Genomic DNA, 13,552 nt, shown 5'->3' with positions numbered 1-13,552 from the left:
CACGCACGACCGAGCCCCGTGCAATTCCGCGTTCTGGCGCGGAGTGGCACGGGGCTCGGGCTTGGGAATCCTCAGAAATGCGGGGCCTCCGCTCAGGGGGCCGTCAGTGGCCGCCGCCCTGCTGTTCGTCGCGGCGGCGCTGCCACCGCTCCTCGATGCGGTTCATCATCGAGCGTCGCTGCCGGGTCCGGCGGCCTCCGGCCGCCATTCCCCCACCGTGGGGCTGCTGCTCCCCCGGCTTGGGCGCCTTGCGCCATCCGGTGACCGCCAGGACCGCGCAGCCCAGCATGACGAGGAATCCCACCACGCTGATCCAGATCTGCTGTGCGACCATTCCGGCCATGAGGAGCGCGATACCCACCAGGAAGCCGACGACTGCCTGGTAGACCCGTCGCCGGGTGTACGTACGCAGTCCGCTTCCCTCGAGCGCTGTCGCGAACTTGGGATCTTCGGCGTACAGCGCTCGCTCCATCTGCTCGAGCATTCGCTGCTCGTGCTCCGAGAGCGGCACGGAGTCCTCCTAGTCGTCGGTCGCGGGGGCGACCGGTTTGCGGCCCTTTCAGGATAGGCAGGGAATCGTCCCCGTGAAACCCGCCCTCAATGCCGTATAGCCAGTCCGGGCCGCCATGCGGATCGGTTGCTGAGGCCTTGATTCCCCAGCCTCTTCCCCGTCATGCCGGATGCTGTCCCCCGATCATACGGGGCCCGGCCCCTGACCGGGCGGCCCGTGCCGTACTCCATGGAGCCCACGGCTCGCACCGCCGATCGGGTGGCGTCCTGCTCAGGCCCGCTTGCGGCCCAGCAGGTGCAGCTGGGTGGCGATGGCGTGGAAGGACGGCAGCTCGGCGGCGGCGGCCTCCAGCTTGAGCAGGGCCTCCGCCGCGCCGGGCTCGGTGTCGACCAGGACGCCGGGGACGAGGTCGGCGAAGACCCGCACGCCGTGCACGGCGCCGACCGCGAGTCCGGCGCCGTCGGCCAGCTCGGTGAGCTGTTCGGCGGTGAAGCGGCGGGGCACGGGGTCGCCCTCGCCCCAGCGGCCCGCCGGGTCGCCCAGGGCGTGCCGCGCCTCGGTGAAGTGCCCGGCGAGGGCGCGGGCGAGGACCGCGCCGCCGAGTCCGGCCGCGAGCAGGCTGAGGCCGCCGCCGGGCCGGAGGGCCGCGGCGGCGTTCCGCACGCCTTCGACGGGGTCGTCGACGTACTCCAGGACTCCGTGGCAGAGCACGGTGTCGTAGCTCTCGCGTCCGACGACCTCGAAGAGGCCGCTGATGTCTCCCTGGACGCCGGTGACGAGGTCGGCGACCCCGGCTTCGGCGGCCCGGCGCTCCAGCGCGAAGAGCGCGTTGGGGCTGGGGTCGACGACGGTGACCCGGTGGCCGAGGCGGGCCACCGGCACCGCGAAGTTCCCGGAGCCGCCGCCCGTGTCGAGGACGTCGAGCCCGGCTTTCCCGGTGGCCTCGACCCGGCGGTCGAGGGCGTCCTTGAGGACGTCCCAGACGACGGCGGTACGCAGGGAGGCGCGCGACGGGCGCGATGTCGCCTCTCGACCGAAAGCGGGGGAAAGGTCCGGCACGGCTGTTGACTCCTCGGTGACGGGTACGGACGCTCCCCACCCTATGGCCTGACCCCCTCCTTTCGGATCAACCGCCGTCCCGGCCCGTCCCTCGCGGGCGGGGCGGCTCCGGGTGGAGGGCGAGCAGCCGCTCGACGAGGCGGAGGAAGAGCGCGGCGTCCCTGAGCAGGTCGTCCGCCTCGCGCCGGGTCGCCGCACTCGGTATCCCGGCCTCGGCGCGGGCCCGCCGCTCGGCGCCCGAGGCGAAGAGGGCGCTCCACTCGGTCAGCTCGGGCGCCAGCTCGGCGAGCAGTTCCCAGGCGCTCCGAATCCGGCGGCCCCGGCGGGCGGGCTCGGGCCTGGCGCGGGCGGCGAGGACGGCGGCGGCGGCCCGGAGCGCGGCGAGGTGCGCGGCGGCGTACCGCTCGTGGGGACGGTCGAGGGTGGCGGCTTCGGCGAGTCCGGCCGTCGCCTTGGCGAGGAGGTCGAGGGCGGCGGGCGGGGCGGTGGCGCGGCGTGTGACGGGGTGGATGTCGGACGCGGGTCCGGGCTGTGCGGGCACGGGGCGGCGGTGGGGCGCGGCTGCTGCGGAAGGGCTTGCCATGACGAGTCCTCCTGTCGTCGCGTGACGGCCGGGTGGCCGCATGTGTTCATCGTGCACCGCCCCACTGACAATCCCGCTGACCTGGGGCTTTGCCTGAACTTCGGGGCGGCGGTACTTTTTGCACTGACCAGTCAGTTCAAAAAAGGGGAACGGGGGGTGGACCCATGGGGTCCCCACGTACGGAGGCCGGGGAGGAGCCGCACGGCGCCGCCGTCGTCGCGGACGGCTTCGGCCTGAAGGGACCGCGTGGCTGGGCGTTCCGGGGGGTGTCCTTCCGGGCCGCTCCCGGGACGCTGGTGGCGATCGAGGGGCCCTCCGGCTCGGGCCGCACCTGTCTGCTGCTCGCGCTCACCGGCCGGATGAAGGCCAGGGAGGGCACCGCCGAGGTCGGTGGTCTGCCGCTGCCCCGGAAGATGGCGGCGGTGCGCCGGATCAGCGCGCTCGGGCAGGTCCCCGGCGTCAGCGAACTCGATCCCGCCTTCAGCGTCGCCGAGCACCTGCGCGAGCGGGCCCTGCTCCAGCGCCGGTACGACGGCTCCCTCCGGGCCCTGCTGGGCCGCCCCGGCGAACGGGCCGCGACCTCCAGGGAGCGGATCGAGGAGGCGCTGACCGCCGTCGGGCTCGACCCGGCCGCGTTGCCGAAGGGCGAGCGGACCCGCGTACGGGATCTGGAGCGGCTCGAAGCGCTGCGGCTCTCGCTCGCCCTGGCCCTGATCGGCCGGCCCCGGCTGCTCGCCGTCGACGACACGGACCTGAAGCTCTCGGACGCCGACCGGGCCACGGCCTGGGAAGTTCTGCGCTCGGTGGCCGCCGCCGGCACCACCGTCCTCGCCGTGTGCAGCGAGGCACCCGAGGACGCCCTGCGGATCACCACGACCGGGACCAGGCCCGAGACCACGCCCGAGGACACACCTGAGATCACGCCCGGGACCCCGCCCGAGGGCACGCCCGGGACCACGTCCAAGGACACCCCCGAAACCACGCCCGGGACCCCGCCCGAGACCACGTCCAAGGACACCCCCGAAACCACGTCCAAGGGCGCATCCGAGACCACGACCGAGATCACGACCGAGGAGAGGGCGGCCGGTGCGTTCGTCGAGACTGGCCGCGCTTGAGCTGAGGCGCTTCGGCAGGGGGCGGCTGCCGCGCGCCGCGCTCGTCGCGATCCTGCTGCTGCCGCTGCTGTACGGCGCCCTGTACCTGTACTCGTTCTGGGACCCGTACGGCAGGCTCGACAGGATCCCCGTCGCCCTCGTCAACGAGGACCGGGGAGCCACCGCCGACGGCAAGCGGGTCAACGCCGGTGACGAGATCACGAAGGGGCTCCTGGAGAGCGACACCTTCGAGTGGCACCGGGTGAGCGACGCCGAGGCGCGCGAGGGCGTCGAGAGCGGCAGGTACTACCTGTCCCTGACCATGCCCGGCGACTTCAGCTCCCGGATCGCCTCCAACTCCGGCGACTCGCCGGAGACCGGAGCCCTCCAGGTGCGGACCAACGACGCCAACAACTACATCGTCGGCCAGATCTCCCGGACGGTCTTCTCCGAGGTCCGCACTGCCGCCTCCACCAAGTCCTCCCGCACCTTCCTCGACAAGATCTTCGTCTCCTTCTCCGACATCCACGACGCCACCGCGAAGGCGGCCAAGGGTGCCGACGACCTCAAGGACGGCGTCGACCAGGCGAAGAAGGGCTCCAAGGACCTCTCCGACGGGCTCAGGAACGCCAAGACCGGCAGCGGCGACCTGGTCGCTGGCCTGAAGAAGCTCGACAAGGGCGCGAAGGACCTGGAGAGCGGTTCCCGCAAGGTCGCCGCGGGTACCCAGGCACTCGCCGACAAGGTCAACGGCACCGCCGACAAGGTCCGCCCCTACCTCGCGAACAACGGCAGGTCCGTCCGGGACACGGCCCGGCTCGTCTCCGACTCCGCCACCGCCGTCCGCCACGACCTCGACGACCTGGTCCGGCGCGCCCCCGCGGTCCGCGCCGCCGCGCACAAGGCCGACACCGGTCTGGCCACGCTCCTTCGCGAGCACTGCACGGCGAACGCGGAGAAGCCGGGCGCCGTCGGGACCGCGGGGAAACCGGCGAACCCGGAGAACCCCGGGAACCCGGCGAACCCGGCCCCCGAAGCCGAGATGTGCGAAGTCCTCAAGGAGGCCTCCGTGACGGCGGGCGACGTGGCCCTCGTCGCCGACGACGTGCACGAGCTGACCAAGGAGAGCGGCGGCGACCTGAAGACCCTGGACACCCGGCTCGTCACCCTGAAGACGCAGGCGGACGAGCTGGCCGCCCGCGCCCCGCACCTCGACGAGGACGTGGCCGGCGCCATCCGGAAGATCAACGAGCTGAACGCGGGCGCGAAGAAGGTCGCGGCGGGCGTGGACCGGCTGGGCACCGGCATCGGCGACGCGCGTACGGGCTCGGTGAACCTGGACACCGGCGTCGGCAAGCTGAAGAAGGGCGCGGGCGACCTCGACGGCGGTCTGTTCAAGCTCGCCGACGGCTCGGGCGAGCTGGCGGGCGGGCTGCACGACGGCGTGGGGCGGATCCCGGACTACGACAAGCAGGACCGCGACCGGCGGACCGAGGTCATGGCCGATCCGGTGAAGCTCGCCTCCCAGTCGCTGCACAAGGCCCCGAACTACGGCACCGGGTTCGCCCCGTACTTCATCCCGCTCTCCCTCTGGGTCGGCGCCATGGTCGCCTACATGATCATCCAGCCGTTGAACCGGCGTGCGCTCGCGGCGGGCGGCTCCGCCCTGCGGATCGCCCTCGCGGGGTGGCTCCCGGTGGCGGCCATCGGTGTCCTCCAGGTCGCCGCGCTCCTGTCGGTGCTGCACTGGGGCCTCGGGCTCCAGATGGCCAGGGCCGCCGGGACCGCCGCCTTCCTCGCCCTGGTCACCTGCTGCTTCGCCGCGATCATCCAGTGGCTCAACGCCCGCTTCGGAGCGGCCGGCCGCATCCTGGTGCTCGCCGTCCTGATGCTCCAGCTGACCTCGGCGGGCGGCACGTACCCGGTGCAGACCAGCCCCGCCTTCTTCAACGTCCTCCATCCCTTCCTGCCGATGAGCTACGTGGTCGACGCGCTGCGCCGGCTGATCACGGGCGGCGGGCTCGGGCCCGTCTGGCAGGCCTGCGCGGTCCTGACCGCGTTCACGCTCGGCGCGCTCGCCCTGACCGCCGTCTCGGCCCGCAGGCGGCAGGTGTGGACGCTCGACCGGCTCCACCCGGAGCTGAGCCTGTGAGACACGGCCGGTGGGAGCCGCGGCACCTGTGAGAATCGAGCCCATGGACAGCAGCAGCACCCGACGCCAGGCCACCCGCGCGAAGCTCTACGAAGCGGCGGTCACCCTCATCGCGGAGCAGGGCTTCTCGGCGACGACCGTCGACGAGATCGCCGAGCGGGCGGGCGTGGCCAAGGGCACGGTCTACTACAACTTCAAGAGCAAGACCGAACTCTTCGAGGAGCTGCTGCGCCACGGGGTGTCGCTGCTCACCGCCTCCCTGCGGACGGCGGCCGAGGAGACCGCCGCGAGCGGCGGCAGCCGGGTGGCGGCCCTGGACGCCATGATCAGGGCCGGACTCGTCTTCATCGACCGCTACCCGGCCTTCACCCAGCTGTACGTGGCCGAGCTGTGGCGCACCAACCGCGCCTGGAACTCGACCCTCCTGGTGGTCCGCCAGGAGGCCGTGGCGGTGGTCGAAGGGGTGCTGCGCGAGGGCGTGGCGGCCGGGGAGCTGCACGAGGAGATCGACGTCCAGCTGACGGCGGCGGCGCTGGTCGGGATGGTGCTCGTGGCGGCCCTGGACTGGAAGGCCTTCCAGAGCGAACGCTCCCTCGACGACGTCCACGCCGCCCTCTCCCGGCTCCTGCACGGCCGGGTCGGCGGGCGCTGAGACCGGGAAAGAAAACCCGTACAGCAACGTCGGGAGACACCTGCGCGGAAGCCTCCGGGAAAGCCCGTACGGCAGCGTCGGGAAAGCCCGCACAGCGGCGTCCGGGCCGGGAGGTCCCGTACAGCGGCGCCGGAAGCCCCTACAGCAGCGCCGGGAAGGCCCGTACAGGAACGTCAGGGAGGCCGTACAGGAACGCCGAGAAGGCCGGTGTCGTGGGGCTCGATCCCCCCGAGCCCCACGACACCGGCCTTCCGGCACTCCCCCGTGACGGCAGGTGCGCGGCCCCGTTCCGCAGCCCCGTGCCGGCGGTTCCGGAGCCGCGCCCCTTCCGTGGGCTCCACTCTCTCCCCCGGGCCCTCCCTCGCCCATCCGCGCGCCTACTCATCTCGTCCTCTAGGTACGGATACTCAGGGCTGGCTACCATCGCCCGCATGGCGGTACTTCCCCTGGTGTTCACCAGCGGCTGGGCGAGCGGGATCAACGCGTACGCGGTGGTACTGCTTTTCGGCGTCTTCGGCGTGACCGGGCTGACCGACGAGGTGCCCGCTTCCCTTCAGCGCACCGATGTCCTCGTCGTCGCCGGGGTGCTCTTCCTGTGCGAGGCGGTGGCGGACAAGATCCCGTACGTCGACTCGGTCTGGGATGCCGTCCACACGGTGATCCGGCCGGTCGCGGGGGCCGTGGTCGGGGCGCTGCTCGCCGGGCAGAGCGGCTCGCTCCCCGAGCTGGCGGCGGGGGCGATCGGCGGTTCGACGGCGCTGTTGAGCCATGCGGTCAAGGCGGGGACGCGGATGGCGGTCAACACCTCGCCCGAGCCGTTCTCCAATGTGGTGCTGAGCCTGGCGGAGGATCTGGGGGTGGCGGGGCTCGTCACCTTCGCGGTCTTCCACCCGGTGGCGGCGGCGGTGGCGGCGGGGCTGCTGCTCGCCCTCGGTCTGGCGATACTCGTCTTCCTCGCGGGCCGGATCCGTCGTTTTCTGCGCCGCAGGTCGCAGCGGAGCGAGGAGCGGCGGCTCGCCGGAGCGGCTGCCAGGGCCCGGGACCGGCCGCCGTCCGGGGATGGCTCCGAGCACTTCTGACCGGCCGGTTCGCGCCCCCGGCGGGCCGGATAGGCTCGCCGGCATGGCACGGATTGTGGTGATCGGCGCGGGACTCGGCGCCATGGCGGCGGCGGCGCGACTGGCCGTGGCGGGCCACCGGGTGACGGTGTACGAGCGGAACGGGACGTACGGCGGGGCGGTCGGCCGGTACGAGCGGGACGGGTTCGCCTTCGACACGGGGCCGGGGCTGCTGCATCTGCCCGCCGTCTACCGGGACCTGTTCGTGAAGACGGGCAAGGAGCCGCTGGAGGAGTGCGTCACGCTGACGCAGGTCGATCCGGCGAGCCGTCATGTCTTCGCCGACGGCACCCGGGTGGATCTGCCGAACGCCTCCCGCGCCGGTACGGTCGCCGCCCTGGACGCGGCCCTCGGCGCGGGCGCGGGAGAGCGCTGGGGCGCCTTCCTGGTACGGGCCCGCGAGGCCTGGGACCGCACCCGCCGTCCGCTGCTCGAAGAGCCGCAGCCGAGGGAGCCGGGGGCGCCGCCCGCCGACCCGTATCCGGCGCCGAAGGCGGGGTTCCTGCGGCGCCCGACGACGACGCTCGCCCGGATCGGGGAGCGGGAGCTGCGCGATCCCCGGCTGGCGGCGCTGCTCGACGGGTACGCGTGGAGCTACGGCTTCGACCCGGTCACCGCCCCGGCGGCGGCGGCCGTCCTGCCGTACATGGAGCAGACCTTCGGCAGCTGGTACGTGGCCGGGGGGCTGCGGGCGCTGGCCGACGCGGTGTACGAGCGGTGCCGGAAGCGGCGGGTGGAGTTCGTGTTCGACTCGCCCGTCGAGGAGGTCCTGGAGCGGGACGGGCGGGCGGCGGGCGTCCGGCTCGCCGGGGGCGCCACGGTCGAGGCCGATCATGTGGTGGCGGGGGCACCGGTGCCCGCGCTCCACCGGGACGGGGTCCTCGCGGGTGGCGAGCCGCCGCGTCATCAGACGGTGGGGACGGGCCGGGTGACGGTGTGTCTGGCCCTGCGCGGCCCCCGGGAGGCGTCGGCGGCGCACCGCACGGTCGTGCACGCGGCCGGGGAGCGGCCGACGGTGACGGTGCTGCGCCCGGACGATCCGGCGCTGCGACCGGACGCGGAGCACGAGTCGGTGACGGTCACGGCGACCGTCCGGCTGCCCGCGCCGGACGCGGAGGCGATCGCCGACCGGATGGTGGAGGCGGCCGGGGAGGCGGTCCCCGGGCTCGCGGAGCGGCTGCTGTGGCGACGGGTGCGCACTCCGGAGGACGTACGGCGGGAGACCGGCGCCGCCGAGGTGCCGGGGCCCGCGCTCGCGGGGGCGCGGGGGCTGCTGCTGCCCGCCGACAACCGTGCGCCGCTGCCGGGGCTCTGGTTCGCGGGCGGCTGGTCCCACCCGGGGGGCGGGCTGGCCCACGCGGGGATGTCGGGGGCGCTCGTGGCGGGGCTGATCGTGGAGGGCGCGGACTTCCGCGGCTCTCGGTGAGGCGCCGGGGGGCGGGGGCCGGGTGATCCCCGGCCTCCGCTCCATACCGGTCAGTTCTGGTCGGTTCCAGTCGGTTCCGATACTCGGCACCGATCAGAACGGGTCAGTACCGGTACTGCTGGTCGTCCGGGTGCGGGCCCTGGCCGTAGGGCTGGGGGGTCTGCTGCTGAGGGGCCTGTTCGGTGTCGCGCTGCTGCGGGACCCAGACGCCGCCGGGCGGCGTGTCGTAGGTGTACGAGGGGGCGTACGGGTCGCCGTAGTAGTTCTCGTACGACTGGGCGTCCGGGCTCGTGCCGATGTACGGGTCCGAGTAGGCGGCGTACTGCTGGGGGCCGGTGGTGTCGTAGCCGTAGACGGGCTGCTGCTGGTCGTAGCCCGGGGCGTAGGGGTCGTAGGCCGGGGTCTCGTATCCCGTGGGGGCCTCGGTGCCGGTCTCGTGGCCGGGCGCGGGGTCCTGGAGGTGGGCCTGCGGGTGGGGCTGGGTGTGGGCCTGGGGGTGGCCGCCGTAGACGCCGTACTGGCCCGTCTCGTCGGGCATCGGCAGGGGCTCGTAGACCGCGGTGGTCTCGGCGGCGACCGGTGCGGGGGTTCCGTCACCGGTCTCGTACGGGGTGTCCGCGGCGTCGTAGGAGACCTCGGTGACCTCCAGGGTGGGGCCGCCGCGGGCGGGGCGGCCGGCCTTGCGGCGGCGGCTCGCGCCGGGGCTGCCGCCGATCGCCCAGCCGGTGGAGAAGCCCCGGCGGAAGGAGAGCGTCACATAGGTCTGGCCGACGGCGAAGGCGATCGCGCCGACGATGATGACCAGGATCGAGGGGAGCAGCACGCCGAGGACGACGCCGAGGAAGCCGCAGAAGGCGAGAACTCGCCAGCGCAGTCGTGCCTTGTACTGGAGGAGCACCTCCCCCAGCAGCCACAGCGCGACCACGCCGAACGCGATGTAGAGGACCGTCCACCCCATGCCCCGCCGCCCCTCTCACGGTCACCGCCGCGGGTCGGGGCGGGTACGACCGGTCACGACTGCTGGTGCAGTCCGAGATTCTCGTAGATCTCCAGTGTCGCGGTGGAGCTGTTCAGCGTGATGAAGTGCAGTCCGGGGACACCCTCGGAGAGCAGCCGCGCGCAGAACTCCGTCGCGAACTCGATACCGATGGAGCGTACAGCGGCGGGATCGTCCTTGACGGCGAGGATCCGCTCTTTCACGTCCGCGGGGAAGTGCGCGTTGCTCAACTGGGGGAGCCGGTCGAGGGTCTTCACGTTCACGACGGGCATGACCTCGGGGATGATCGGGGTCTCGCAGCCCGCCTTGGCGACGCTGTCGCGCAGGCGCAGATAGTTCTCCGGGTCGAAGAACATCTGGGTGATGGCGTAGTCCGCGCCCGCGCGGCACTTGGCCACGAAGTGCCGGATGTCGGTGTCCCAGTCGGTGGAGCGGGGGTGCATCTCGGGGAAGGCGGCGACGCCGACGCAGAAGTCTCCCGACTCCTTGATGAGCCGTACGAGATCGGCCGCGTAGCGGACGCCCTCGGGGTGCTCGACCCACTCGCCCAGCGGATCGCCGGGCGGGTCGCCGCGGACGGCGAGCATGTTGCGGATGCCCGCGTCGGCGTACTGGCCCAGGATGTTGCGCAGCTCGGCGACGGAGTGGTCGACGGCGGTGAGGTGGGCGACCGGGGTGAGCGTGCTGTCCGAGGCGATCTTCTGGGTCGCCTTCACGGTGCCGCCGCGGGTGGAGCCGCCGGCTCCGTAGGTCACGGAGACGAAGCTGGGGCCGACCGCCTCGACCCGGCGCATCGTGTTCCAGAGGACCTGCTCGCCCTTCTCGGTCCGCGGCGCGAAGAACTCGAAGGAGTACGACGTGCCACCGGAAGCGAGGATCTCGCGGACCGTGCGGGCACGGTCCGATCGGACGGAAGCGGTACCAAGGGCCATACGGGCAGGTTAGACGGGGTCCGGCGGGCGGCGTACACCACGTCCGACAGATGGACATGTTTTTGGACACTCGGGCGTGTCGCGCGGGTGTCCGCCAGGGGGCGGGCCGTGGTGCGCGCGGTCCCGGCGGGGGCTTGGCGGGTCAGGCTTCCGGCGGGGGCCGGGTGCAGGTCGGCTGGTCGGCCGGAGCCGGGGCGGGGCGGGCCGGTCAGCTTCCGGTCGGGGCCGGGTGCGGGGTGCGCTCCCTGATCCGGCGGGCGAGGGCGGCGGTGGCGGCGGCCGGGTCCTCGGCCTCGGTGATCGCGCGGACGACGACGATCCGGCGGGCGCCCGCGTCCAGGACCTCGTCGAGATTGTTCGCGTCGATGCCGCCGATGGCGAACCAGGGCCGGTCCTGGGCCAGCCCCGCCGCGTACCGCACGAGGCCGAGTCCCGGCGCGTACCGGCCGGGCTTGGTGGGGGTGGGCCAGCAGGGGCCGGTGCAGAAGTAGTCGACGCCCGGCTCGGCGGCGGCGGCCGCCACCTCGTCCTCGGCGTGGCAGGAGCGGCCGATCAGGACCCGGTCGCCGAGGATCGCGCGGGCGGCGGGCACGGGCAGGTCGCCCTGGCCGAGGTGGAGCACGTCGGAGCCGATGGCGTGGGCGACGTCGGCCCGGTCGTTGACGGCGAGGAGCCTGCCGTGGCGGCGGACGGCGTCGGCGAGGACGGCGAGGTGCTCCAGCTCCTCGCCCGCCTCCATGCCCTTGTCGCGGAGCTGGACGATGTCGACGCCTGAGGAGAGCACCGCGTCGAGGAAGGCGGGCAGGTCGCCCTGGCGCTTCCGGGCGTCGGTGCACAGATAGAGCCGGGCGTCGGCGAGCTGCTCACGAGGCGTGGGCATGGATGGGTCCCCCCGTCGGTGGCGCGGGGGCGCGGCGCCCGGCCCTCGGTGGGGCCGGGCGCCGCGACACCCGCTGGTGGTGTCTTCGGTGCCGGGTCAGACGGCGAGCGCCTGGGCCCGGCGCTTCACCTCCGTGCCGCGGTTCTCGCCGAGGGCCTGCACGGGCGTGCCGGGCAGGCTCTCGTCCGGAGTGAAGAGCCACTCCAGCATTTCCTCGTCGGTGAAGCCGTCGTCCCGCAGGAGCGTCAGGGTGCCGACGAGTCCCTTGACGATCCGGTCGCCCTGGATGAAAGCGGCGGGGATCTGAAGGGCATTGTTCTCGCCACGGCGTACGGCGATGAGCTGGCCTTCCTTGATCAGCTGCCGTACGCGCGTCACCTCGACGTCGAACATCTCCGCGATATCGGGCACGTAGAGCCAGGCGGGGACGAGCGCATCGATCTTTACGTCAATCTCGGTCACGGGACAAGCCTGCCATCCCGGACTGACAGCCGGTAGTCGGGCCCTACCTGACCGCCGCCTTCAGGGGGACGGCCGGGTCGGCCGCGCGGGCGGGATCGAGCGGGGTGGCGGCCTCGACGAGCCTGCGGCCCTGGGCGAGGTCGCGGGGGCGTCCGACGGCGAGGAGGGCGACAGGGACCCCGGCGCGCAGCCAGAGCACGGACCAGGCCGGGTCGGCCGGGTCGCCGCGCCAGAGCAGTTCGTCGGCGTGGGCGTGGTGACCGGCGTACTGGACGAAGCGCCCGAACTGCTCGGACCAGAAGTACGGGACGGGGTCGTACGGTCCCGGATCGGTGCCGGTGATCGCGGCGGCGACGGTGCGGGGGCCCTGGAGGGCGTTGTCCCAGTGGTGGACGAGGAGGCGCTCGCCGTAGCGGGCGGAGGGGAAGGAGGCGCAGTCGCCGACGGCGTACACGTCGGGCAGGGAGGTGCGCAGCCGGTCGTCGGCGGTGACGGCGCCGTCGGGGTCGAGGGCGATACTGGAACCGGCGAGCCAGCCGGTGGCGGGGCGGGCGCCGATGCCGACGACGACGGCGTCGGCGGGCAGGACGCGGCCGTCGGCGAGGACGACCCGGCCGGGTTCGACGCGGTCCACGCGCGCGTGGAGGAGGAGTTCGGCGCCACTGGCGCCGTACCACTCGGCCATGGGGGTGGTGACCTCGGCGGGCAGCGCGCCCGCGAGGGGGCGGTCGGCGGCCTCGACGACGGTGACGGCACAGCCCGCCTCGCGGGCGGCGGTGGCGAACTCGGCGCCGATCCAGCCCGCGCCGACGACCACGACGTCACGGCGGGCTCCGAGGACGGGTCCGAGGCGGACGGCGTCGTCGAGGGTCCGCAGCAGATGGACGCCGGGGACGCCCTCGGTGCCGGGCAGGGTGACGGGGTGGGCACCGGTGGCGACGACGAGGACGTCGTAGCCGACGGGCCCCGCCTCGGTGTCGATCTCGTGGTCCCCGGGGCGCAGCGCGGTGACGTCGAGGCCGAGGCGGAGGGTGACGCCGAGGGCCTCGAAGTCGACGTCGAAGGCGGAGTGCTCGGCCTTGCCGAGGAGGATCGCCTTGGAGAGCGGGGGCCGGTCGTAGGGCTGGTGGGGTTCGGCCCCGATGAGGGTCACGGGGCCGGTGAAGCCCTGCTCGCGCAGGGCGACGGCGGTCTGGACGCCCGCCATTCCGGCGCCGACGATCACGACGTGCTGCTGATCCTGCTTCTGCTCGCTCACCCGTCCACCTTACGCATCTGACGCCTCGTCAGGATGGCGGGGGCGGGGGCGGGAGTGGGCCGGGGCCGCCGGGAGGGCAGGGCCAGGGCGGGGACTGCGACCGGCGGGGCGGTGAGGCCGGGACGGGATGCGTGGCTGTCCCGGCGGCGGGGCCTCTGGCCGGGGGCTGTGGCCATCCGGGCGGCGGGGCCTGGCCGGGATGTGTGGCATCCGCACGGCAGGAGCGGGACGGCATGCATGGCTGTCAGCGCGGCGGGGCCTCCGGCCGGGGGCTGTGGCCGTCCGGGGGGGGCGGGGCCTGGCCGGGATGTGTGGCATCCGCACGGCAGGAGCGGGACGGCATGCATGGCTGTCAGCGCGGCGGGGGCTGTGGCCGTCCGGACGGCAGGACCAGGACAGGACCCATGACCGACAGTACGGCGAAGCCA

Annotated in this window: 13 protein-coding genes; 5 read left to right on the top strand and 8 right to left on the bottom strand. The window is 73.6% G+C overall.

Annotated elements, in window-relative coordinates:
* Window positions 1-103: 103 nt before the first annotated feature.
* The 3 genes from BU197_RS08715 to BU197_RS08705 form a co-directional block, all read right to left on the bottom strand.
* Window positions 104-511: a DUF3040 domain-containing protein gene (locus BU197_RS08715; RefSeq protein WP_188267654.1), complete on the bottom strand. Its 408-nt coding sequence runs from the start codon at window positions 509-511 to the stop codon at window positions 104-106.
* Window positions 512-781: 270 nt separating this feature from the next.
* Window positions 782-1,570, bottom strand: coding sequence for a class I SAM-dependent methyltransferase (locus BU197_RS08710; protein WP_188267653.1), 789 nt, complete (start codon window positions 1,568-1,570; stop codon window positions 782-784).
* 67 nt (window positions 1,571-1,637) lie between these two features.
* A complete protein-coding gene (locus BU197_RS08705; protein WP_188267652.1) occupies window positions 1,638-2,153 on the bottom strand; it encodes an SAV_6107 family HEPN domain-containing protein in 516 nt (171 codons plus the stop codon).
* Between the two features lie 164 nt (window positions 2,154-2,317).
* Between BU197_RS08705 and BU197_RS08700 the strand changes: the two genes are divergently transcribed.
* The 5 genes from BU197_RS08700 to BU197_RS08680 all read left to right on the top strand — a co-directional run bounded on the left by BU197_RS08700 (window position 2,318) and on the right by BU197_RS08680 (window position 8,595).
* Entirely contained in the window at window positions 2,318-3,268 is a 951-nt protein-coding gene (locus tag BU197_RS08700; protein WP_188267651.1) for an ATP-binding cassette domain-containing protein, read from the top strand.
* Window positions 3,240-5,399 (top strand): YhgE/Pip family protein, encoded by a 2,160-nt coding sequence (locus BU197_RS08695; RefSeq protein WP_188267650.1) that lies wholly within the window; start codon window positions 3,240-3,242, stop codon window positions 5,397-5,399. The genes BU197_RS08700 and BU197_RS08695 overlap by 29 nt, the downstream gene beginning before the upstream one ends.
* 43 nt (window positions 5,400-5,442) lie before the next feature.
* Entirely contained in the window at window positions 5,443-6,051 is a 609-nt protein-coding gene (locus tag BU197_RS08690) for a TetR/AcrR family transcriptional regulator (protein WP_188267649.1), read from the top strand.
* Between the two features lie 431 nt (window positions 6,052-6,482).
* Window positions 6,483-7,130 (top strand): DUF4126 domain-containing protein, encoded by a 648-nt coding sequence (locus tag BU197_RS08685; protein WP_188267648.1) that lies wholly within the window; start codon window positions 6,483-6,485, stop codon window positions 7,128-7,130.
* 43 nt (window positions 7,131-7,173) lie between these two features.
* Window positions 7,174-8,595, top strand: coding sequence for a phytoene desaturase family protein (locus tag BU197_RS08680; protein WP_188267647.1), 1,422 nt, complete (start codon window positions 7,174-7,176; stop codon window positions 8,593-8,595).
* Between the two features lie 103 nt (window positions 8,596-8,698).
* Here the strand turns inward: BU197_RS08680 and BU197_RS08675 are convergent, their stop codons facing one another.
* The 5 genes from BU197_RS08675 to BU197_RS08655 form a co-directional block, all read right to left on the bottom strand.
* On the bottom strand, window positions 8,699-9,553 hold the full coding sequence (locus BU197_RS08675; RefSeq protein ID WP_188267646.1) for a hypothetical protein: 855 nt from the start codon (window positions 9,551-9,553) through the stop codon (window positions 8,699-8,701).
* Window positions 9,554-9,606: 53 nt separating this feature from the next.
* Window positions 9,607-10,524 carry a methylenetetrahydrofolate reductase [NAD(P)H] gene (gene metF / locus BU197_RS08670; protein WP_188267645.1) on the bottom strand — a complete coding sequence of 306 codons (918 nt, stop codon included), beginning with the start codon at window positions 10,522-10,524 and terminating at the stop codon, window positions 9,607-9,609.
* Between the two features lie 208 nt (window positions 10,525-10,732).
* Window positions 10,733-11,404, bottom strand: a complete 672-nt coding sequence (gene thiE / locus BU197_RS08665; RefSeq protein WP_188267644.1) for a thiamine phosphate synthase — start codon at window positions 11,402-11,404, stop codon at window positions 10,733-10,735.
* Between the two features lie 96 nt (window positions 11,405-11,500).
* On the bottom strand, window positions 11,501-11,866 hold the full coding sequence (locus BU197_RS08660) for an Rv2175c family DNA-binding protein (protein WP_188267643.1): 366 nt from the start codon (window positions 11,864-11,866) through the stop codon (window positions 11,501-11,503).
* Window positions 11,867-11,909: 43 nt separating this feature from the next.
* On the bottom strand, window positions 11,910-13,124 hold the full coding sequence (locus tag BU197_RS08655) for an NAD(P)/FAD-dependent oxidoreductase (RefSeq protein ID WP_188267642.1): 1,215 nt from the start codon (window positions 13,122-13,124) through the stop codon (window positions 11,910-11,912).
* Window positions 13,125-13,552: the final 428 nt, after the last annotated feature.

Source organism: Streptomyces sp. CBMA291 (genome assembly GCF_014596525.1).
Classification (GTDB): Bacteria; Actinomycetota; Actinomycetes; order Streptomycetales; family Streptomycetaceae; genus Streptomyces.
Note: the sequence above shows the minus strand (reverse complement) of the source record. Positions and strands in the feature narration are given on the sequence as shown.